The sequence below is a fragment of the Wolbachia endosymbiont of Drosophila ananassae genome (assembly GCF_008033215.1).
GTDB lineage: Bacteria > Pseudomonadota > Alphaproteobacteria > Rickettsiales > Anaplasmataceae > Wolbachia > Wolbachia pipientis.
Genome location: NZ_CP042904.1, coordinates 1,241,438 through 1,263,095 on the forward strand (window position 1 = coordinate 1,241,438; position 21,658 = coordinate 1,263,095).

18 protein-coding genes, 1 tRNA gene and 1 rRNA gene are annotated in these 21,658 nt (G+C 35.1%); 19 read left to right on the forward strand and 1 reads right to left on the reverse strand.

What is annotated here, in order from left to right; all coding sequences use genetic code 11:
* Positions 1-55 precede the first annotated feature (55 nt).
* Positions 56-898 carry a ParA family protein gene (locus EA652_RS06020; protein ID WP_006280226.1) on the forward strand — a complete coding sequence of 281 codons (843 nt, stop codon included), beginning with the start codon at positions 56-58 and terminating at the stop codon, positions 896-898.
* Positions 895-1,746 carry a ParB/RepB/Spo0J family partition protein gene (locus tag EA652_RS06025; protein ID WP_006279814.1) on the forward strand — a complete coding sequence of 284 codons (852 nt, stop codon included), beginning with the start codon at positions 895-897 and terminating at the stop codon, positions 1,744-1,746. The genes EA652_RS06020 and EA652_RS06025 overlap by 4 nt, the downstream gene beginning before the upstream one ends.
* An 801-nt stretch (positions 1,747-2,547) precedes the next feature.
* On the opposite strand, the gene EA652_RS06030 is transcribed toward EA652_RS06025, so the two are convergent.
* Positions 2,548-3,162 carry a hypothetical protein gene (locus tag EA652_RS06030; protein WP_007548463.1) on the reverse strand — a complete coding sequence of 205 codons (615 nt, stop codon included), beginning with the start codon at positions 3,160-3,162 and terminating at the stop codon, positions 2,548-2,550.
* Positions 3,163-3,315: 153 nt separating this feature from the next.
* Here EA652_RS06030 and EA652_RS06035 point away from each other — a divergent pair.
* The 17 genes from EA652_RS06035 (at position 3,316) to EA652_RS06115 (ending at position 21,583) form a co-directional block, all read left to right on the forward strand.
* Positions 3,316-4,820: ribosomal RNA gene (locus EA652_RS06035) — 16S ribosomal RNA — on the forward strand.
* Positions 4,821-4,920: 100 nt separating this feature from the next.
* On the forward strand, positions 4,921-5,298 hold the full coding sequence (gene sdhC / locus EA652_RS06040; protein ID WP_007548462.1) for a succinate dehydrogenase, cytochrome b556 subunit: 378 nt from the start codon (positions 4,921-4,923) through the stop codon (positions 5,296-5,298).
* Entirely contained in the window at positions 5,295-5,651 is a 357-nt protein-coding gene (sdhD, locus tag EA652_RS06045; protein WP_007548461.1) for a succinate dehydrogenase, hydrophobic membrane anchor protein, read from the forward strand. Before sdhC ends, sdhD begins: the two co-directional genes overlap by 4 nt.
* 84 nt (positions 5,652-5,735) lie before the next feature.
* Complete coding sequence (locus tag EA652_RS06050; RefSeq protein ID WP_012673386.1) at positions 5,736-6,974, forward strand: hypothetical protein; 1,239 nt, start codon at positions 5,736-5,738, stop codon at positions 6,972-6,974.
* A 112-nt stretch (positions 6,975-7,086) separates the two neighbouring features.
* Entirely contained in the window at positions 7,087-8,376 is a 1,290-nt protein-coding gene (locus EA652_RS06055; RefSeq protein ID WP_006280310.1) for a sugar phosphate nucleotidyltransferase, read from the forward strand.
* A 133-nt stretch (positions 8,377-8,509) separates the two neighbouring features.
* Entirely contained in the window at positions 8,510-9,739 is a 1,230-nt protein-coding gene (locus tag EA652_RS06060; protein ID WP_012673387.1) for a lipoprotein-releasing ABC transporter permease subunit, read from the forward strand.
* Positions 9,732-10,463, forward strand: coding sequence for a hypothetical protein (locus EA652_RS06065; protein WP_012673388.1), 732 nt, complete (start codon positions 9,732-9,734; stop codon positions 10,461-10,463). The genes EA652_RS06060 and EA652_RS06065 overlap by 8 nt, the downstream gene beginning before the upstream one ends.
* A complete protein-coding gene (locus tag EA652_RS06070; RefSeq protein ID WP_007548692.1) occupies positions 10,460-11,680 on the forward strand; it encodes a hypothetical protein in 1,221 nt (406 codons plus the stop codon). Before EA652_RS06065 ends, EA652_RS06070 begins: the two co-directional genes overlap by 4 nt.
* A gap of 198 nt (positions 11,681-11,878) precedes the next feature.
* Positions 11,879-12,742 (forward strand): ATP synthase F1 subunit gamma, encoded by an 864-nt coding sequence (gene atpG, locus EA652_RS06075; protein WP_007548693.1) that lies wholly within the window; start codon positions 11,879-11,881, stop codon positions 12,740-12,742.
* Between the two features lie 18 nt (positions 12,743-12,760).
* On the forward strand, positions 12,761-14,095 hold the full coding sequence (locus EA652_RS06080) for a TldD/PmbA family protein (RefSeq protein WP_010081974.1): 1,335 nt from the start codon (positions 12,761-12,763) through the stop codon (positions 14,093-14,095).
* 174 nt (positions 14,096-14,269) lie between these two features.
* Entirely contained in the window at positions 14,270-14,521 is a 252-nt protein-coding gene (locus EA652_RS06085) for a cold-shock protein (protein WP_006279919.1), read from the forward strand.
* Positions 14,522-14,556: 35 nt separating this feature from the next.
* On the forward strand, positions 14,557-15,783 hold the full coding sequence (locus EA652_RS06090) for a DEAD/DEAH box helicase (protein WP_039963884.1): 1,227 nt from the start codon (positions 14,557-14,559) through the stop codon (positions 15,781-15,783).
* A gap of 203 nt (positions 15,784-15,986) precedes the next feature.
* A complete protein-coding gene (locus tag EA652_RS06095) occupies positions 15,987-18,293 on the forward strand; it encodes an AAA family ATPase (RefSeq protein ID WP_007548701.1) in 2,307 nt (768 codons plus the stop codon).
* A gap of 58 nt (positions 18,294-18,351) precedes the next feature.
* Positions 18,352-19,362: a hypothetical protein gene (locus EA652_RS06100; RefSeq protein ID WP_007548702.1), complete on the forward strand. Its 1,011-nt coding sequence runs from the start codon at positions 18,352-18,354 to the stop codon at positions 19,360-19,362.
* A 58-nt stretch (positions 19,363-19,420) separates the two neighbouring features.
* Positions 19,421-20,317 (forward strand): class I fructose-bisphosphate aldolase, encoded by an 897-nt coding sequence (locus tag EA652_RS06105; protein ID WP_039963886.1) that lies wholly within the window; start codon positions 19,421-19,423, stop codon positions 20,315-20,317.
* Between the two features lie 5 nt (positions 20,318-20,322).
* Positions 20,323-20,394: transfer RNA gene (locus EA652_RS06110), tRNA-Cys, on the forward strand.
* Between the two features lie 121 nt (positions 20,395-20,515).
* On the forward strand, positions 20,516-21,583 hold the full coding sequence (locus tag EA652_RS06115) for a quinone-dependent dihydroorotate dehydrogenase (RefSeq protein WP_007548704.1): 1,068 nt from the start codon (positions 20,516-20,518) through the stop codon (positions 21,581-21,583).
* Positions 21,584-21,658: the final 75 nt, after the last annotated feature.

Genomic DNA, 21,658 nt, shown 5'->3' on the forward strand with positions numbered 1-21,658 from the left:
GCAAAAGTTTCTTGCATATATACAATAGAATTATTTTATACATAAGATAAAAGGCGTGAGCAAGATTATTGCAATAGTAAATCAAAAGGGTGGAGTTGGCAAAACCACAACTAGTATAAATTTATCGACAGCCTTTGCTGCTGTGGGAAAAAGCACTTTATTGGTAGATCTTGATCCTCAAGGAAATGCTAGCACCGGGCTCGGGATTTCTTATCGTAGTAGGGAAGAAAAAAATATATACAAAATACTACTAAGCAGCGAAAATAAATTGATAGAATCGGCAATTTTCAATATAAAGGAAATTCCAAATTTATCACTAATTTCGTCAGTAGTTGATTTATCAGCTGCAGAAATTGAATTATCGCAACTTGAGCGAGGAAAATTTGTGCTAAAAAGCGCATTAGAGAAGATACGCGATAATTATGAGTATATAATCATCGATTGCCCTCCATCACTTGGGCTTTTGACCATAAATGCTTTGACTGCTGCTAATTCTATTATTGTCCCTCTTCAGTGTGAATTTTTTGCTTTGGAGGGATTAAGCCATTTAGTTAAAACTGTAGAGCTGATAAAAAGAAATAACCTAAACCCTTTTTTGGCAATAGAAGGGATAGTGTTAACAATGTATGACAGGCGCAACAAACTTAGTGAGCAGATTAAAAACGATATTTGTCAGTATTTAAATGATAAAGTATACAAAACTATCATCCCATTGTATGAGACTGTTATTCCACGTAACGTACGGTTATCAGAAGCACCTTCTCATGGAAAACCTGCTATTGTGTATGATCTTAAATGTCCTGGTGCACAAGCGTATATAAGTTTGGCAAGGGAAATTTTAAAAAAGCACGCGAGCAGTTGTAAGGAGAAGAAGCTAGTAAGCGAGGGCGTGGTATGAAGGATGATAGACGCCTCGGCAGAGGTCTTGCCGGTCTCATAGGCGATAATTATGATAATAAAGAAGATCGACAAGAGCATTTGCCTATTTCATTACTGCACCCAAGCAAATTTCAACCGAGGAAACATTTTGACGAGGAGTCATTAAGAGAACTTGCAAATTCGATAAAGAAAAGTGGCATTATACAGCCTATCGTGGTACGCAAAGATTCAAATGATGATGGTTATGAAATAATAGCTGGAGAACGTCGTTGGCGAGCAAGCAAGATTGCAAATCTTGATAGTGCACCGGTTATCATAAAAGATCTGAGCGACAAGGAATGCTTGGAAGTATCCATTATTGAAAACATACAAAGGCAAGATATTAATCCAATAGAGGAAGGTGAAGCTTACAGAAAACTGATAGATGAGTTTTTCTATACACATGAGGAATTAGCTTCAGCTATAGGCAAAAGCCGCAGCCACATAACCAATATGATTCGGATGTTGTTGCTCCCTGATAGGGTGAAAACAATGATCAATGAGAAAAAATTGTCTATGGGTCATGCAAGAGCGTTGATTAATGTTGAAAATGCGGAAAGTATTGCAGAAAAAATAGTTTCTCAGGGCTTAAGCGTTAGACAAACTGAAAAACTGATAAAGGACCTACATCAAAACAACAATCAAAAAGAGCAGAGATATACTAGAAATCAAGATATGACAGTAATAGAAGGCGCTATATCTTCTCAACTTGGTTTAAAGATCAAAATTAATGACAACAATTCTAAGGGTAAAGTTATGATACGGTATGATAATCCAAATGAATTGGATTTGATATTGAAAATTTTGAATAGGAAACTTGAGGCATAGCTAGTAGTTGGCTAGCAAAGCAACAAACCAATATCAACTGTTGGTGTCATGAAAGTAGCTGACACTGGAATCCAGGAATTTTATTAAGTTGGTAAGCATAAAAGTATAACTTCTACGTCATACCGCCGCGGTATCCGCTAACAAGCAGCGGGGTGACGATTGTCAGGGTAGCTGTCATCCCAGTGCCCTGACTACTTGGATCCAGGAAAAAGAATGGTGTCATCCCAGTGCGTGATACCCTAGTAGAAATCGTTTTTGTAATTGCAACATTCGTGCAATCTTTAGCCATAAATATTTAAAAAATTTACCAAATAAAAAAAAAGGCAAAAGAAACCCTGGGGTTATTATCCGCTTTAAAATATTGGCGTTTTTTATGTTTTAAACGCTTGACAAGCAAGATTAAGCTGCTTTTAATTGCAACTAACTTACGCTGCAAATGTTTAAGAAGTTTACTAAGCAGAAAAAAAGACAAAGAATCCCCGAGTTAGCTAGTCTTTTACTATCTCTGTCGAGTATTGGCATTTTTTGATGTCTTGTAACGCTTTATAAGCGCGTTCAGCTTATTTAGATAAAAATCTAGATGTAGATGAAGTTTTGTAAAGACATACAGTATCTATATACTGCAAAAAATTGAACATAAGACGCCGATACATTAAGTAATCCTTACCTTTTAATCTGCAGATTGGCGAAAGCAAATACAATAGCTTCACTATCATGATAAGGGCGCTGGCGAAGGGTGTCAAGTAAGTTTTTTCGTTTCATCCGATGCGCTGCCAAAAGCTATGCAAAAAGTCCAATGAGTTAACTCCCATATATCCTGAGTAATTCTTGTGCATTAGCTTTGATTAGGATAGGGCATTTTCTATCATTTAATAGGGAATGCAATATTTCAGTTGCACCCTTAACGTCGTTATTGTGTATCTTTACTACAGCGATAGCTTCTTGGCTTGAATAAGGATACACTGCACTTGATTCTAAATTATCAATTTTATCTTTATTTATTTTTTCACCGTTGGAGTGAAGTAAGCTCATTACTTCTAAATATTGTGCTAACTCACGCAAAACACCAGGAGCATCTTTATCATCTGCCAAATCATTATAAATAGATGCTGTGTCTGTTGGCATTGAATCTGAGATATGATTGAATGCGCGTTCAAAATTTGCTAAATACTCCCAATTTGAATCTATTTCTTCTAGCAGCGGCTTATTATCTTTTTTTAAGAATAATACTTCGTAAAACTTGTCACCTGCAGTTATAGATTGTTTTGTGTTATCAATGTTGCGCAATAAGTATAATGTGATGCCAACTAACATTGGCGCGAGTGCAAGCAGAAAGATGTATTTTTTCATGGTAATATTCCAAATAGTTATATATTTATACATTAATGCTTTTGATTTGCAAAAACATATTGACATAGTGATTATATCACATAATAATATTCTTAAGGTTGTTTGAATAGTTGGAGATTAAAATATTTCTAAAGTAGAAATAAAGACAGCAGTATTAAGCTAAATTATTTTTTGTCGGATTTATCCGATGTACCCTCAACCTTTTATAGGTTGAAGTCTAAATTTGAGAGTTTGATCCTGGCTCAGAATGAACGCTGGCGGCAGGCCTAACACATGCAAGTCGAACGGAGTTATATTGTAGCTTGCTATGGTATAACTTAGTGGCAGACGGGTGAGTAATGTATAGGAATCTACCTAGTAGTACGGAATAATTGTTGGAAACGGCAACTAATACCGTATACGCCCTACGGGGGAAAAATTTATTGCTATTAGATGAGCCTATATTAGATTAGCTAGTTGGTGGAGTAATAGCCTACCAAGGCAATGATCTATAGCTGATCTGAGAGGATGATCAGCCACACTGGAACTGAGATACGGTCCAGACTCCTACGGGAGGCAGCAGTGGGGAATATTGGACAATGGGCGAAAGCCTGATCCAGCCATGCCGCATGAGTGAAGAAGGCCTTTGGGTTGTAAAGCTCTTTTAGTGAGGAAGATAATGACGGTACTCACAGAAGAAGTCCTGGCTAACTCCGTGCCAGCAGCCGCGGTAATACGGAGAGGGCTAGCGTTATTCGGAATTATTGGGCGTAAAGGGCGCGTAGGCGGATTAGTAAGTTAAAAGTGAAATCCCAAGGCTCAACCTTGGAATTGCTTTTAAAACTGCTAATCTAGAGATTGAAAGAGGATAGAGGAATTCCTAGTGTAGAGGTGAAATTCGTAAATATTAGGAGGAACACCAGTGGCGAAGGCGTCTATCTGGTTCAAATCTGACGCTGAGGCGCGAAGGCGTGGGGAGCAAACAGGATTAGATACCCTGGTAGTCCACGCTGTAAACGATGAATGTTAAATATGGGAAGTTTTACTTTCTGTATTACAGCTAACGCGTTAAACATTCCGCCTGGGGACTACGGTCGCAAGATTAAAACTCAAAGGAATTGACGGGGACCCGCACAAGCGGTGGAGCATGTGGTTTAATTCGATGCAACGCGAAAAACCTTACCACTCCTTGACATGGAAATTATACCTATTCGAAGGGATAGGGTCGGTTCGGCCGGGTTTCACACAGGTGTTGCATGGCTGTCGTCAGCTCGTGTCGTGAGATGTTGGGTTAAGTCCCGCAACGAGCGCAACCCTCATCCTTAGTTACCATCAGGTAATGCTGGGGACTTTAAGGAAACTGCCAGTGATAAACTGGAGGAAGGTGGGGATGATGTCAAGTCATCATGGCCCTTATGGAGTGGGCTACACACGTGCTACAATGGTGGCTACAATGGGCTGCAAAGTCGCGAGGCTAAGCTAATCCCTTAAAAGCCATCTCAGTTCGGATTGTACTCTGCAACTCGAGTGCATGAAGTTGGAATCGCTAGTAATCGTGGATCAGCACGCCACGGTGAATACGTTCTCGGGTCTTGTACACACTGCCCGTCACGCCATGGGAATTGGTTTCACTCGAAGCTAACGACCTAACCGCAAGGAGGGAGTTATTTAAAGTGGGATCGGTGACTGGGGTGAAGTCGTAACAAGGTAGCAGTAGGGGAATCTGCAGCTGGATTACCTCCTTAGGCTTTGCGCATAACTTACCATTTTTAATGATGGTGTTGTTATGTGCTATACTGCTGTCTTTACTTCTACTTTATTTTAATTTCCCGATAACGGAATTTTATGAGTGATAGACCTCTTTCTCCACATTTACAAATATATAAAGTACAAGTTACTAGTTTTTTCTCTATTATGCATAGATTGACTGGTATCTTGCTATTCCTTTTATTAATGATACTTTCTTGGTATTTCATATTACATGTTTACTTTCCTGAGTTACTTATAGTAAGGTACTTAAATGCATTATTATTCACTCCTGTTGCTAAATTAGCTTATGTCTTATGTTTTATAAGTTTTGTATATCATTTTCTTAATGGTATTCGTCATTTATTGTGGGATGCTGGGCTTAATTTAGAAATTACTGGCGTTTCAAGGAGTGCTATACTGCTGACAGTAACGCTACTTCTTTCTACTATGGCTTTTTTATTTATGTTTATATGAGTCAGTCTGGAAATTCAGTACATCATTGGTGGGTTCAGCGTGTTTCTGCGGTAATTTTACTGTTCCTGTTTCCTTGGTTTATCTATTCATTTTCTTGCACATTTTATACTGATAGCTCTTTGTCTTTTAGTGAAAAATTTATTAATCACCCTCTAGAGCTTTTATTTTTTGTTGTATTGTTGTTTTGCATTTTTTGGCACGCAGTTCTTGGAATGCAGGTAGTATGCGAAGATTATATACACAGCGTACCTTTGAGGATTTTTACAATTACATGCATAAAGTACTTATCAAGCATTACTTATATAACCCTCGCTTTTACAATCTTTATCTTCTACAGGCGTATTTTCTTGTAAAATCACCGGTGCTGTGTTAATATATTATTAGTGTACTAGTTTTATTATTGAACTATAGCATTATAGCGATTTTGGTTTGACAATATGTTTGAAGCATTAAAAAAGGGAGCAATAGATCTTACACTTAAAGCAAAAGGTCTGCTTACTTCACCTGAATCTCAAGTTTACGTCGAAGACCTTAGAAAGGTAATGATGTATGATGGAAGGAAATGCCAGTATCCAAAAAATTATGATCAAATTGTACAGTCTGCTAAAATCATAGAAAACAGGGATATGCATGGAAATGCTATACTAGATAAAGATAAAAATCCAACCTATAAACTTTTGTATGGTCAAAAAGATGAGAATGGAGAACAACCAAGTTTCAGATTATCTTTAGTTACCAAAGATAAAGATAATGATAGATCTTATTTTACTATCAATTATATAGACAATCAGGGTAAGCAAATTCCGATAAATGAGTTGCATAAGTCATATTTTGAGCCATTAGGCTTTTCGAGAATGGATTTGAAAAAACACGTGCCAATTTTTGAAGCTGAAAAAACTAAGGATCCTCAATATCCATTTGAATTAACTAATTCTTCTGTGCTAACTAAAGAGGTAAAAAATAAAGAAGGTAAAGTTCAGGAAGTTGTTGATGAAAAAGGAAGAAATGGAGAATTATTATACACTAGTGATTACAAGAAGCTAAGCACCCATTTTTCAGAAATTAGAGATCAGAATGGTAATCTAGAGCTAGATAAAAGTCTTATATCTGTTCCTATCGTTTTTGCTACAAGTTTAGCTAAAGTTTGTACTAAATTGTTGACTTCTCTTCCTATAAAGTTAGGGGAGCATTTAATAAGCGAACAAAACCCAATTGCAAAGTCTTTTGGTTATCTTTTATTCACTCCTGCAGCGGCAGTAAAAAATTTAGTGGATATGGGAGCTACCATACTTAAGGCTCCAATTTTATTGTTTGTAGCAAATGAGAAAAAATATGGTGATGCTTACTACACCATGTGGAAACACCAACTGAAAGGATGTTTGGAAGAAGCAAAAAGTGACTTTAATGTTATTAAAGGTGAAGAAAGGCTAAAGCCGGATCATGGGAATCGTGATTCACTAGTGGGCACATGGGATGAGCTTAACGCTAGAAGGCCAAAGAAACAAGGGGATGATAAAGAAGTTAGCAAGAGTAATGAAATACTAAAGAGTCCTGAGGAAGAACAAAATAAGGGTAATGAAATATTAAGTGATAAAAGAAAAGGTCATGTTGAGGAATTACAAAATAGAAGAAATTCACAGCAAGGGCAAGGCGCTACACATGATCACTCTCATTAGCAATTACTTTAAATCAACATTTATTTTCTTTATTAACTATTCCACAACAAAAACTTGCATGTATTTTGCCCTCAGTATAAGATATTAATTATTTAATTAATATCTTAACTAAATGCGCCCTGTAATATTGTGTGGTGGTAGTGGTAGCAGACTTTGGCCTTTATCTAAGCCAAAGCAATTTCAGAAAATATTTAGTCAGAACACTATGTTTCACAACACTTTGTTGAGGCTAAAAAGCGATTATATGCCGCCCATAATTGCTACAAATATACAGTACGAGTCATTAGTGATGGAGGAATTGCATGCACTGCAAGAATATAAAGTGATTTTCGAACCAGTGAAAATTGGAACAGCAGCGGCAATATTAATTGCTGCACTTCTCTGCAATGAAAACGAGACAATGTTAATTCTGCCTTCAGACCATTTTATAGGTGATTTGAATAGTTTTTATGCTTCTACTCAAAAAGCGTCTAAGTTAGCCTCTGAAACTAACTCTATAGTCACTTTTGGGGTTAAGCCTCATGAATTCAATTCTGAATACGGCTATATAAATGCAGTATATGATCAGAAAGAAAAATGTCATATAGTGAAAGATTTTACAGAAAAGCCCGAGCGTAAGTTAAGTAACGATCATTATTGGAACTCTGGAATATTTGTGTTTAAAGCAAAACGCTACATAGATGAGATTAAAAAATCTGCCCCGAATCTTTACAATTTATGTTTTAAATATTTCACACCGCAAGAGAGATTTCTGTATTTAAAACAACGAGATTTTGCAGGAATTGAAGGCATATCCATTGATTACTTGGTGATGGAGAAAGCAAAAAACGTTGCAATGATAGAAGCTAATTTCGATTGGTTGGATGTTGGAACTTGGAATTCAGTTTTAGAATTGAGTGAGAAGTTTAGTAAAGAACCGGTGTCATTTCAGCATGTGATTAGAGAAAAAGAACCAGTTTCAACGACAAAAAGTAATAAAAATTTATTGGGTGGAGCTTGTAAGCAACCAAACAAAAGTCTAATTTCATTTATTCATAAAGTTAAGAAAGTAAAGGTGATAAGGAAAGAAGTTAAACCATGGGGATTTTGTAGTATAATTTTAATGAGCGAAAATTTTCTTATAAAATATCTTTTTATAAATCCATTAAGCTGCACTTCTAAGCAATTCCATCACTATAGAGATGAATACCATATAGTGCTATCAGGAGTTGGGTATGTTAGTTTAGAAGACAAAGAATATGCTATAGCAAAAGACCATATGATAGAAATCCCAAGGGAAGTTTCCCATAGGATTGAAAATAGAAGCATAAGCTCTCCACTTGAAATAGTTGAATTTCAGATAGGAGAGCATTTATCTGATAATGATATAGTGAGGTTGGATGATGTATATGGAAGATTTTGAAATTCTAATGTTAAAGATACTCTATAAGCCTGCTAAATTTAAGGAAGCAAAAATCTCTAGTTTTCAAATAAAGAAAAGTCTACAATTATACGAAGTTTCAAAAATATAATGTTTAACCTCAAAATATTTTGTAATGTCCATTGCCTTTGAAATTACTATGGCTGCTTGCTATTTGCGAGCGAAAAATGCCAGATTTTGCTCTATAATGACTTTGTTCTCTATTATCGGCATTGCCCTTGGAGTTGCAACACTAATAGTGGTGATGTCTGTGATGAACGGATTCAGAGCAAAGTTGCTTGACTCAATACTTGGCATTGATGGCCATATTAATGTTTATTTTGATAGGAACATAAATTCAGATTACTACGCAGTTTCAAAATCTATTGAGAGAATTCCTGGTATATTAAAAGCTACTCCTATGACCAATGATCAAGTTATTATTGTAGCAAACGGTAAAATTGCAGGTAGCGTAGTGCGAGGTGTATCAACTAAAGACTTGCTTGATAGTACTGCCGTTACAAATAATGTAATTATAGGTGATGTAAAAAAATTTGATGAAGGAATAATAATAGGAGCACGCTTAGCAGAAGCTTTGAACGTTGACTATGGCGACGAAATTACGTTTATATCATCTGAAGAATTTGATGCATTACTTGGTGAAATGCCGCGAATGAAAAAATATAAAGTTATAGCAATATTTGATATGGGTATGTTTGAGTATGATAATACCTTGATATATATGCCTCTAAAATCAGCACAAGCCTTTTTTAATTATAAAAATAGCATAAAAAATATAGAAGTACTTGTAGACGACGTTACTAGAGCTGATAAGCTGGCAGATGCTATAGAAAAAGAAATAGGAATGGAAGCTGAAAGTTGGCAATCACAGCAAAGCCATTATTTTAGTGCTTTAAAAACTGAAAGAAATGTGATGTTTTTAATTCTCACTTTGATTATAGTTGTAGCAGCGTTTAATATTATCTCAAATTTAATGATGATAGTGCAAGAAAAGAAATCCGCGATTGCAATTATGCGTACATTTGGTGCAACAAGTGGAAGCATTATGCGTATATTTTGCGCTTGTGGTCTATTAATCGGTTTTACGGGAACTTGTCTTGGCTGTATTATAGGTGTCGTTTTTTCTCTCAATATCGAAAGCATTAGAGTGTTTTTAGAAAACATTACTAACGTCAAGCTGTTTGATCCTATGATATACTTTTTTTCAAGTTTGCCAGTGATATTAGTACCCCAAGACGTAGTAAATATTTCTGCACTTGCGTTACTCTTATCATTTTTAGCGACAATTGCTCCTGCGTTGCAGGCAGCTGCACAAGATCCTGCGGAGATACTACGTTATGAATGATACTCAGCAAAAGTACATAGGTTGGTTCTTAATTGTATTGTTATTTACCGGTTACATCACAATAAATAACATAATCTTTTTAAAAATAAATCAGCAAGAGAGTGAAAACAATGTGAAAGCTTTAACGGAAAACATGGATGAATTTAGAATGTTGCTTGAAGTTAATCAATCTAGAATAGAAAAAAAGATATTTGACCTCAAGAGAAGTCAGCATACTCAATGTGAGCAAGGTGATAATAACTCAAGATGTAAGAACCTTGCAAAATTGCTATTACTTGTGGTTAAAATGAAGAATTCGTTATTGCGAGAAGCAAAATTTTATAACCATATAAATTCAATAAAGCCTTTGATATCAGAGCTTGACGATCCAGAGATAGAAAATGCAGTAGATGAATTAGAAAATTTGAAAGAGATAAATACCTTACACGAATTGAAGTTATCTTTTGAAAAAACTATTGATACTATCGATTACAACAAAAGTACATTGTCTAAAAAGATCATTTCAAACTGGATAAAGGTAGACGACCGAAATGATCCATTAAGAGTAAAATTCGCAGAAATTGAGGAGTCAATAAATGATAATGATTGGCAAAATATAACTGTTACAGTAAGCAATTTAACGCATTCAGAATTCAAGCCATGGCTGAATAAATTGAATGGTTTTATTGTAGCTTCTAAGAATATTTCAACAATATATCATCACTTATTACAATATATCTCATGATTTATTTTATAATTTTCGCTTTTTCGTTTTTATTTGGTATATGGGTCAAGGTAAGTGGTGAAGTAATAAAATTGGAATTAGGCAATTACACTATAAGTATTGATCTATATTTCATTATTTTTACTTGTGTAGTTTTATTATTTTTATTAATTACACTTGTACGCTTTTTTTCCTCCATTTCATCAACATTTGCCAACATAAGAAATAGAAGAAGGGATAGGGAAGAATTGCTTCTCTTTGAAGCTTTCTTTAGCATAGACTTAGACAATATAGAGAATGCCCAAAAGCTAGTTAAAAGTCTGAGTGAGGAGAGCGATAGGTTGTCTTTAATAAAGCTCTTTAACTCAGGTAAGACGGGAAATTACAGCTTTTTCAGTAACGGTTTAACAAATATTGCAAATAAAAATCGTAACTTAGCTCTACTTCTAGCCAATAAGCTGATTGTCCACCTCAAACAAGAAAAAGTAGTCTTTCAAAAATTTATAGAATATTGCTCTAGTTCAATTAACGATAAAATGCTATCTATTCCCTTTCAAATAGAGCATTGCATATTGAAAGAAGATTGGATTAATGCAATTTTGAGGTTGAAGGAAGCAGTTAAGTCCAATATTTTTCTCCCCTTTGATCATAAAGAAATGTTTGCAGTGTTTTATTGCGCTTTAGCAAAGCAATATGAAAGTAAAGGAAATTTTAAGGAGGCTATAAAGTCTTTATTTAGAGCACAACGTTATAGTGCAATTTTTCAGCCCATCAATTATTTAAAGGCAGAATTATATATTAAACTTGGAAAAATCAGAAAAGCTTCTGCAGTGCTAGAGGCAGAGTATACAGTAAATCCTACTCCTCAGTCAGCTAAAATGTACATCAATTTAAATAGTAAAGGTGCTGAAAGACTATACAACTTACGCCCTGATTATTATTTTAGTTACTGTTTACTTGCTTTGTCCTCAATGAGTTCAGGTAAATATGATCTTGCAAGTCAATATTTAGACACTGCTATGAAAAAAGCTAATTACATGTCAATCTACTTTATTGTAATACAACTCAAGGTTACATTGCAAGAACACGACAAGGTAATTTATTGGCTAAACAAGATGGGCTCAGAAGCTTTGCCTGATCCAGGCTGGAAATGTAAAAATTGTAACAGGGAACTAGAACAATGGGATCATAAGTGTTCAAGTTGTAATAGTTTTAATTGTGTTTATTATATATTATAAAATTCCACAAAGTGTAGAAATTACCATTAGGCTACTTTCACATTGATATTGCTGAAGTTAGAGCACTTTCTTAATATAATCCTTATCTCCAAACAATAAACCTGCAAGTTTCTTAGCTAGACTTGGTTTTAATGTCAAAAAAACTTGCTTTTAGACACTAACAGTTATATATTTTAATAAATCAGGGTTGTATACAAAATGAAGAGCTTAAAGGAATTATCCTTAAGAATTAAGAATATTAGGTCTGTACAGAAAACCACGAAAATAATGCAAATGGTTTCTGCAGCAAAGTTATTACAAAGCCAAAAGAAATTATCAAATTCAAAATTATATATATCTAAGCTGCATAGCATTATTTCTTCATTAATGCTATCAGTTGATCAAGAATTACTGGCAAAAATTCTAAATGTCAGTAACAACGGTTCTTACCTAGTATTCATTGTTGCGTCTGATCGTGGCTTGTGCGGCAACTTTAACTCTTCTATTGTCAAATTTAGTCAAAATAAGTTAATCACAAATGGCAAAAAAGTAGATATTGTATTTCTTGGTAAAAAAGCTTTTGATATAGGGAAAAATAGATTTGACTCTAAAAGTATCTTAAAAATTGAAAATAGTAAGGGAATCACGTTAAAGCACGTAGAAGCTTTGGTTGGTGGTATAGATCTAAGTAAATACGATAAAGTTAAAGTTTTTTATAGCAAATTCTATAATACCTTCACGCAAAAACCAATGTTGGAAACAATAAAACCATGGAGTAAAGACTCATCCTTGATTGATAACTCTCTGGCTGGTCCAATAACAGATTACGGCTATGAGTATGAACCACAAAATATTGAATTTATTTTAAAATCTTTGGTTCAAGATTACGTTGTAATTGCTCTTTACTCTGCTTTACTTGAAAGTGCAACGAGTGAGAATAGTGCTAGAATGGTTGCTATGGAATCAGCAAACAGAAACACTAAAGAGATACTGAACAAATTAGCATTGCTTTATAATCGTTCTCGTCAAGCAGCGATTACGACTGATTTAATTGAAGTTATAGGTGGTGCAGAATCTTTATAGAAATCTAAGGAATAGAAAATGAATATATTAAATATTGCAGCAGATATTACTAAACTAATAAAAAAGCAAAATCAAGATGCGGAAGTTACAATATATGAAACTAATAAGACTTCAGTTTCTCAGCGTCTATCAAAAATTGAGCAAATATCACAATCTAAAAATTGCACTGTAGGAATCAGAGCTATAGCAGGTAAAAACAAAGCTGCGTATATTTCTACAAACGATTTGAATAATCTGAGTGATACAGTAAGCCAAGTGGTAGAAATGGCAAAGAATGCACCAGAAGATCCTTGCATTAATTTTGCTGTAAATGGTAGTAATTATATCTCTTCTGCAGATTTAAGTATCTCAGATAATAATGTTGTAACCGTTGATAACCTAAAAGAAATTGCTGAAGCTGCAGAAAATTCAGCCCTTGCACATAAGAGTATCACTAATTCTGAAGGAGCCTCTTCTTCATACGCTTTAGTGAATACAGTATTATCGACTGTTTCTGGTTTTATTGGCTCGTTTAGTAAATCAACCTTTGCTAATCAGGTCTCTGTTGTTGCTGGAAGAGAAAGTGAAATGAAGGTTGGTTACGATTATGATATAGCATGTAATTTTAGTGATTTAAAGTTGCCAGAGTTAATGGGAAAAGAAGCAGCAAAAAGAGCAGTTGATCAATTGAATTCACGTACAATGAAAACTGGTAAATTTCCAGTTATTTTTGAAAAAAGAGCAGCAAAAGGGCTAGTAAAAAGTTTTGCTTCTGCTATAAATGGGAGCAGTATTATAAGCAACAGTTCTTTCTTGAGGGGTAGTTTAAACGCTCAGATTTTCAACGATAGAATTAATATTATCGATGATCCATTGTTGCCAAGAGGCATAGCATCGAGACCATTTGATGGAGAAGGGATAACTAGCAAGAAAAATATATTTGTAAAAAACGGAATATTACAAAATTGGATTTTAGACTTATACTCGGCTAGAAAATTAGACTCAGAAACAACCGGAAGTGCAACTCGTGCAAGTAATGCTGCAGTTATTCCTGCAGCTAGTAACCTCTACATTGAGAATGGTGATGTATCGTTTGAAGAATTAATTCAGGAAGTGAAAGAGGGAATATATGTAACTGATTTATTTGGTTTTGGTGTCAATTTAATCAATGGCGATTACAGCCAAGGCGCTTCCGGATTTTTTATAGAAAATGGAAAAATAACGTATCCAATACATGAGATTACCATTGCTAGCAATTTGAAGGATATGTTTAGCAATTTAGTCGTTGCAGATGATCTAACTTTTTGTGGGCAATTTAATTCACCAACGATTAAAGTTAGCGAAATGACGGTTGCAGGTTCGCTTAACGATTAAAAAATTTATTTGCATCAAGTACAACAATTGTGTATTATTGTCATGTAATGTTAAGAATAGACTATGGAGTATAAAGGTTTAGTTTCAATAGCTAAGCTTAAAGCATTCTCAATCGTAATTTCAAAGTTTTTCATCACATTAGTAATGTTAGTTAATAATTTAGGAGTTGTTTAAATGGAATTTGGTAATGTAAAATGGTTTAATGCCGAAAAAGGCTATGGTTTCATCAAGCCAGAAGGTAAAGGGGGTGACGTTTTTGTACATATTAGCACATTGGAACGTTCGGGAATAAGACCTGAGGCACTTAAAGGAGAGAATAAAGAGAAGGGAATAAAAGGAGAAAGGGTGAGTTATGAGGTTAAAGAGGAGCGCGGTAGAAACGGAGAAGATAAAAAATCTGCAATAAATTTAAGATTGGAAGATTAATCTATTATGAAGTCTTTTAACAGGATTAACGTATTGTGAATAATTTTCATGAGATGGGTCTCCCAGCTTCGCTTAGACAAGCTCTAGATAAAAATAATCTTTTCGTCCCAACTCCGATTCAAATACAAGCGATTCCCTTAGCGCTACAAGGTAAAGATATTCTCGGATCTGCTCAAACGGGGACTGGAAAAACTTTAGCATTTGCTATTCCGTTGGTTGCTAAGTTGCTGAATGAGCCTAACACTGGTTCAGCTTTAGTCATCGTGCCAACCAGAGAGCTTGCGCATCAGGTAACAAATGAGATAAGAAAACTCTTATCTCAAAATTCTGCACTAAGGGTCGCTTTGTTGATTGGTGGTGAGCCTATTTTTAGGCAGCTAAATCAGCTTCAGAAAAAACCACAAATTGTAATAGGTACTCCTGGTCGTATTATAGACCATATTGAGCGTAAAACTTTGATTACTCGCAATGTTAGCGTTCTTGTGCTTGATGAAACGGATCGTATGTTTGATATGGGCTTTGGAGTTCAGATTGAAGAAATTATGAAGCATTTGCCTAAAATAAGGCAAACTCTTATGTTTTCTGCAACTCTTCCTGGAGATATAGTAAAACTTGCTGAGAAGTACCTTAATCGACCAGAACGTATTTCTGTTGATTGTGAGGTTACAACTTCTGTAAAAATTAAGCAAGAAATTGTTTATGCATCAGAATCAGAAAAATATGAAAAGCTTGTTACACAACTATGTCAGCGCGAAGGATCAATCATTATCTTTGTCAAAACAAAGCGAGGAGCGGATCAGCTAGCTCACAGATTGCACAAAGATGACTATAGCGCTTTAGCAATTCATGGTGATTTAAGGCAGCACAAGCGCGAAAGGGTCATTAATTCTTTTCGTCGTGGCCGTAATCAAATCATGGTTGCAACAGATGTTGCTTCTCGCGGCCTTGATATTCCCCACATTCAACATGTTATCAATTATGATGCACCACAATCGCAAGCTGACTATATTCATCGTATAGGTAGAACTGCACGCGCTGGAGCTGAAGGGTATGCGCTATCTTTTGTTACACCTCAAGATAAGAGAAGACTGCCTGTACTGGCAGACAAAGAAGGAGAGCTAAATTTTGATTGTAGTGTGCAATTTAAAAAACGTAACAGCAAAAAGGTCTTTAAAAGGCCAAGTACGTTAAAGACTAAATACGGTAGAAAAAAGATCAATGCATTTAAGAAGAAAAGCAGAGTACTAGAAAAAGCGTATTAAATAGGATTTACCTACAATTTGATAAGCGTAAAACTCGTCATTCCGCTACTCATTAGCGGAATCTATGCTGAGATATTGCGGTGCTATGACGTAGATCCAGAGTGGGATTCAAATTGGCTACAGCGAACTGCTGGATTTCAAATTTTTTAATAATTGTGTGCTATTCATTATATATGAGTTCCCACTTTTAAAGAGAATAGGAGATGATTTCCAAAAACTTAGAGGCAAGTTTGAATAGAGCACTATTCATTGCTTCTAATTTTAATCTTAAATATGCGAAAGTAGAACATTTATTGCTGGCGTTAACTAAAGACGTGGATGTAAATTACGTTTTATCAAGATGTAATATCAGAGCCGATGAAATCATCAGTATGGATAACATTCTATCAAGATGCAATATTAAGGCTAATGATTATAATAATAATATAAAAGGGTTTTTACAAAGCAGTTCTGAATTGATTATCAGTGGAGTTAAACCTAGCTCAATGTTTCAATGCATAATACACAGAGCAATAATACGGGCTCATAGCTTGGGGAAAAAAGAAATAAATGGAGCAAGTGTTCTAGTAGAAATTTTGTCTGGGCAAGATTTATACGTTGAAGATCTATTGCAGAAACAAAGTGCGAAAGATTCCAATTTGATTTACCACATATCTAACATGAAATACTCTAACGATATAGATGAATACACCACTAATCATAAAGTAAAACTTGATAAAAATAATGATGCTCCTACTACAGTAAATAAAGGTGAGCTACTAAAAGATGAGGAAATTCTACAAAGTTATTGTAAAAATTTAAATGACTATGCAAGAAGCAAAAAAATAGATTATGTTATTGGTCGTGATTATGAATTAAATCGCACTATAGAAATATTATTGAGGCGTAGAAAAAACAACCCTTTATATGTTGGAGATCCAGGTGTTGGCAAAACCACAATAGTTGAGGGTTTGGTACTCAAAATCATTGAAGGCAGTGTTCCGAGTGTGCTCAGGTCCAGTATAATTTATGCTTTGGATTTAGGATCACTCCTTGCAGGGACACGCTACAGAGGTGATTTTGAAGAGAGAATAAAATCCATAATAAAAGCGATTGAGGCAAAACCAGGTGCTATCCTTTTTATTGACGAAATACACACTATCATTGGAGCAGGTTCTACAAGTGGTAGCTTTCTTGATGCCGGTAATCTGCTCAAACCTGCACTTGCAAGAGGTACACTGCGTTGTATAGGTGCAACTACATATAGAGAATACAGCACTAGTTTTGAAAAAGATAAAGCACTAGCGAGAAGGTTTCAAAAAATTAATGTTAAAGAATCTTCTGTTAATGAAACGATAAAGATACTAGATGGTATAAAGCACTACTATGAAGGGTATCATGGAGTATATTATACAAAGAATGCCATTAGGTCTGCGGCTGAACTTTCGCATAAGTATATTACTGGGCGAATATTACCTGATAAAGCGGTTGATGTTATTGATGAGGCAGGGGCATATTGTAAATTGCTAAGAAACAGGGGTAAAATTGTAAATAGTAGAGATATTAAGAATACCATTACTAGAATTACAAATGTGCCTTGCGGATCTGAATCTGATGATTTGCAGAAAGTAAAGTCTTTAAAAGCTAATCTAGAGAAGGTGATTTTTGGCCAAGAGCAGGCAATAGAATCTCTTGTTAATTCTATTAAAATTGCTAAATCTGGGTTGAGAAATTACAATAAGCCTTTAGCAAATTATCTTTTTGCAGGGCCAACCGGTGTTGGTAAAACCGAGCTAGCAAAACAATTAGCAGAAAGCATGGGCATGAATCTTATACGCTTTGATATGTCCGAATATATTGAGTCTCATACGATATCAAGGATGATTGGTTCTCCTCCTGGATATGTAGGTTATGATCAGGGTGGATTACTCACAGAGTCTGTATCTAATAATCAATATAGTGTTGTGCTGCTTGATGAAATTGAAAAGGCTCATAGCGATATCTATAATATATTGCTACAAATTATGGATTATGGTTGCGTTACAGACACTTACGGACGTAAAGTTAACTTTTCCAATATAATCTTAATTATGACAACTAATGCAGGAGCAGCTGAACGCAGCAAAAGTTTTGTTGGCTTTGGGCATAAAAAATTTAACACTGGTGATAGTAAAAAAGCGATAGAACAGGTTTTTAGCCCTGAATTTCGTAATCGTCTTGATGCGATTATTTCTTTTTCTGACTTAAATGCGGATATAATTCTGCATATTGTAGATAAATTTATTCAGGAACTGAAAAAGCAGCTGACGCAAAAAGGCATAAACTGCTTGGTAGAAGATGAAGTGAAATCTTATCTTGCACAAACAGGTTATAGTAAGGAAATGGGAGCACGTCCGATAGAGAGACTTATTGAAAAAGAGATAAAAAGTTACTTAGCGGAAGAAATACTGAATCGTAAATTAATAAAAGGAAAGAAATTAAGAATCTATATGAATAAAGTAGAAAATAAAATTGCTTTTGATATAGTTTGAAATTCTTGTTTTTTTATTACACTGATAGTATACTTATTTTAAGAATAATGAGGCTATAGTGGCAAGTTTAACTAGAAATCAGTATTACAGTAATCGCGATTTACAGAATTTATTTTCAAGACTAGAAATAAAAGCAGAAGAAGTAATAAGCCAGGAGTTTGACGATATACTCAAGTTAGTTGAACGGAGCTTTAGAAAGCTTTCATTAAAGTGCCACCCTGACAAAGAAAAAGATGAAGAGAAGAAAAAGATAGCTACAGAAAAGTTTCAAAAACTTAGTGCAGATAAAAAAGAGCTAGAGAAGCATCTCAACGCTTTAAAAGAAGGAAAAACTCCTAGTCAATATGAAAGGCTATCAAGTGAAGAAGAACGGAGGAGGCAAACAAAAATTTATGGAATATTATCACGTAGAAGCAAAGCTATAAATAGAGCACTTTTATTTTTTATATTAGCAAATGCGGTGTTTACTCCATCGCTGAAAGTTGAGTATTGCTTATCGCAACTTGCTAATAGTGGCACGGTGCAAAGCATCGCTTATCAATTTTATGCATTTAGCATAGGGATTTGGCCGTTGTTATTTATTATATCCTTTTGTGGTATTATTTATGCAGCAAGTAAACAAAAAGGTTCACAAGAGGAAAATCTGGATAGATTAAATCGAAGATACAATCTACTTATTGCTGCTGATAATTATGTGATATGTATCGCAGCAACATTTGCTATATGTGGTCTAGTGTCAGAGGTAGCACAAAATGGCTGGCCTGCTCAATATGGAACAATGCTGATGATTAATTTAGCATTGGATTTATTACTTATTGCTTTACTTAGAACTTTTACAAAGGCATCTGAACTATATAGTGAACATTGCATTCAGCGCTTATATGAAGAAGATGCAGAATTTAGCTATAAAGAAAAATTTGCATGGTATGACTACAAGCTAGTGCTTATGCCACTTGTTCTTCCTATTGTCAAAATGTATTTTAGAGATTTAATCCAAAAAAAGCCACAACAGCACACCACCAATCCTAACGTTACATCTTTAGGTACACCTGCAGGACAAGAACCATAAAAAGATCTTTGCTTCAACTGTGGTTTTTGCTATACTTTAAATGAACTTCATAGCGTTAATGAGTAAAGAAATAAGACAAATCTTAAACCACTACGAAAGTGAAAACCCCGGGGTAAAAGCAAATCTTACTCGTATTCTCATGCATGGAAAGCTTGGCGGCACTGGCAAGTTAGTGATTCTGCCAGTAGATCAAGGATTTGAGCATGGTCCAATTAAAAGTTTTGAAGTTAACCCTGATGCTTATGACCCACATTATCATTTTCAGCTTGCGGTTGATTCGGGAGTAAGTGCATATGCTGCTCCACTTGGTATGATTGAAGCTGGTGCTGCAACTTATGCTGGAATGCTCCCACTTATTTTGAAACTTAATAGTTCCAACTCTTTACATTCGAAGAATCTGACTTCTGATCAGGCAATAACCTCTTCTGTGAAAGATGCGCTGCGTTTGGGCTGCTTAGCTGTCGGATTTACTATATATCCTGGTTCTGCTAAGTGTTTCGATATGATGGAGGAAGCCCGTGGAATCATAGCTGAAGCCAAATCTTATGGGCTTGCAGTAGTGCTATGGTCTTATCCACGCGGTGAAGGAATTTCCAAAGAAGGTGAAACAGCAGTTGATGTTATTGCCTATGCTGCACACATAGCAGCTTTGCTTGGCGCTAATATAATAAAAGTAAAACTTCCAACTAAATATTTGGAAAGGGAGAAAATAGAAACAGAAAATATTGAATCATTATCTAAAAGAATTGAATATGTTAAAAGGTCTTGTTTTGCAGGGAAAAGAATAGTAGTTTTTTCTGGTGGTGAATCGAAGGAAGTAGATAACATATACAATGAAGCGAAAGAAATTAAGCAGGGTGGCGGTAATGGTTCAATCATTGGACGTAACACTTTTCAACGCAAAAGGGAGGAGGCTTTATCTATGCTAAAAGATATAATGGATATCTACACATAAAAAACGGCTGGGTGGCAGAATGGCTTATGCGGAGGACTGCAAATCCTTTTATACCGGTTCAATTCCGGTCCCGGCCTCTTTCATTCTCTATATCTAGTAAAAGTTAACAGTAGCTTTAAGTGTGTAACCTATAGAGAAAGCTTGTCCATAGTAAAATCAATTTCTTTTCAAGTTATGGTTATACTCTTATAGCGTTTCATGGTAAAAAATAAACTAAAAATAAGCAAAGTGTTTTACAAACGTAATTTACTATTTTTACTACCGCCCGAAGTTGCTCACTCTTTGGCAATTATGGCATTAAAGAAAATGCCTTATAAGAATCCTATAGAGCTACCAGAATCTTTGAGTGTGAATTTTTTTGGTAATAAGCTCAGAAGCCCCATAGGTCTGGCTGCAGGTTTTGACAAGAATGCAGAAGTTATAAGGCCTATGCTCTCATTTGGTTTTGGGTTTATTGAAACTGGTACTGTAACTCGTAATCCACAATATGGAAACAAAAAGCCAAGAATTTTTCGGTTAATTAAAGATCAAGGGGTAATTAACAGATTGGGATTTAACAATAAAGGAATAGACTATTTTCTTAAACAAATAGGTGAAACCAAGCTTGATGACTGCATTTTTGGCATCAACATAGGAAAAAACAGTACATCAAAGGACCAAATCAGCGATTATGTTGACTTAATAAAGATAGTATATGGAAAGAGCAATTATATAGTGCTGAACATCTCATCCCCAAACACGCCTAATTTACGCAATCTGCACAATAAGCAAGAATTATCGGAATTGTTGAAATCCGTAACTCTAACCCGAAAATCAATTGATAATTCTAAATCCATACCAATAATATTAAAAATCTCACCAGATGTAGATCAGCAAACGAAAGAAAATATCGCTGAGCTTGCGTTGGAATATAAGATTGACGGATTAACAGTAAGCAACACTACGGTAAGTAGAGATAATCTGCATTCTCACCATAATGAGAGTGGTGGGTTGAGTGGCAAACCGCTGTTTAAACTTTCAACCGAGTTATTGGGCGATATGTACAAATTTACTAAGGGCAAAATATTATTGATAGGGTGCGGAGGAATCTCAAGTGGTGCTGATGCATATAAAAAAATAAAGGCAGGAGCTTCTTTGGTGCAGTTGTACACTGCTCTCATATACCACGGACCTCAAGTTGTAAACAAAATTAATCTAGAACTTGCAGAACTAATAAGGAGAGATGGATTTAGTAACATTAGTGAGGTGGTGGGTTGTATACATTAATTTTGGAAGTTGGTGGTATTATTTTAATAAAATAAAACTAATTCTCTGGTATAAAGGTGGTAGAAAGTGCTTTTC

Excerpts from the sequence above, each read along its gene's own strand:
- EA652_RS06025 (WP_006279814.1), top strand. The coding sequence starts at position 895 with ATGAAGGATGATAGACGCCTCGGCAGAGGTCTTGCCGGTCTCATAGGC.
- EA652_RS06030 (WP_007548463.1), bottom strand. The coding sequence starts at position 3,162 with ATGTCAATATGTTTTTGCAAATCAAAAGCATTAATGTATAAATATATA.
- sdhC (WP_007548462.1), top strand. The coding sequence starts at position 4,921 with ATGAGTGATAGACCTCTTTCTCCACATTTACAAATATATAAAGTACAA.
- sdhD (WP_007548461.1), top strand. The coding sequence starts at position 5,295 with ATGAGTCAGTCTGGAAATTCAGTACATCATTGGTGGGTTCAGCGTGTT.
- EA652_RS06050 (WP_012673386.1), top strand. The coding sequence starts at position 5,736 with ATGTTTGAAGCATTAAAAAAGGGAGCAATAGATCTTACACTTAAAGCA.
- EA652_RS06055 (WP_006280310.1), top strand. The coding sequence starts at position 7,087 with ATGCGCCCTGTAATATTGTGTGGTGGTAGTGGTAGCAGACTTTGGCCT.
- EA652_RS06060 (WP_012673387.1), top strand. The coding sequence starts at position 8,510 with ATGTCCATTGCCTTTGAAATTACTATGGCTGCTTGCTATTTGCGAGCG.
- EA652_RS06065 (WP_012673388.1), top strand. The coding sequence starts at position 9,732 with ATGAATGATACTCAGCAAAAGTACATAGGTTGGTTCTTAATTGTATTG.
- EA652_RS06070 (WP_007548692.1), top strand. The coding sequence starts at position 10,460 with ATGATTTATTTTATAATTTTCGCTTTTTCGTTTTTATTTGGTATATGG.
- atpG (WP_007548693.1), top strand. The coding sequence starts at position 11,879 with ATGAAGAGCTTAAAGGAATTATCCTTAAGAATTAAGAATATTAGGTCT.
- EA652_RS06080 (WP_010081974.1), top strand. The coding sequence starts at position 12,761 with ATGAATATATTAAATATTGCAGCAGATATTACTAAACTAATAAAAAAG.
- EA652_RS06085 (WP_006279919.1), top strand. The coding sequence starts at position 14,270 with ATGGAATTTGGTAATGTAAAATGGTTTAATGCCGAAAAAGGCTATGGT.
- EA652_RS06095 (WP_007548701.1), top strand. The coding sequence starts at position 15,987 with ATGATTTCCAAAAACTTAGAGGCAAGTTTGAATAGAGCACTATTCATT.
- EA652_RS06105 (WP_039963886.1), top strand. The coding sequence starts at position 19,421 with ATGAGTAAAGAAATAAGACAAATCTTAAACCACTACGAAAGTGAAAAC.
- EA652_RS06115 (WP_007548704.1), top strand. The coding sequence starts at position 20,516 with ATGGTAAAAAATAAACTAAAAATAAGCAAAGTGTTTTACAAACGTAAT.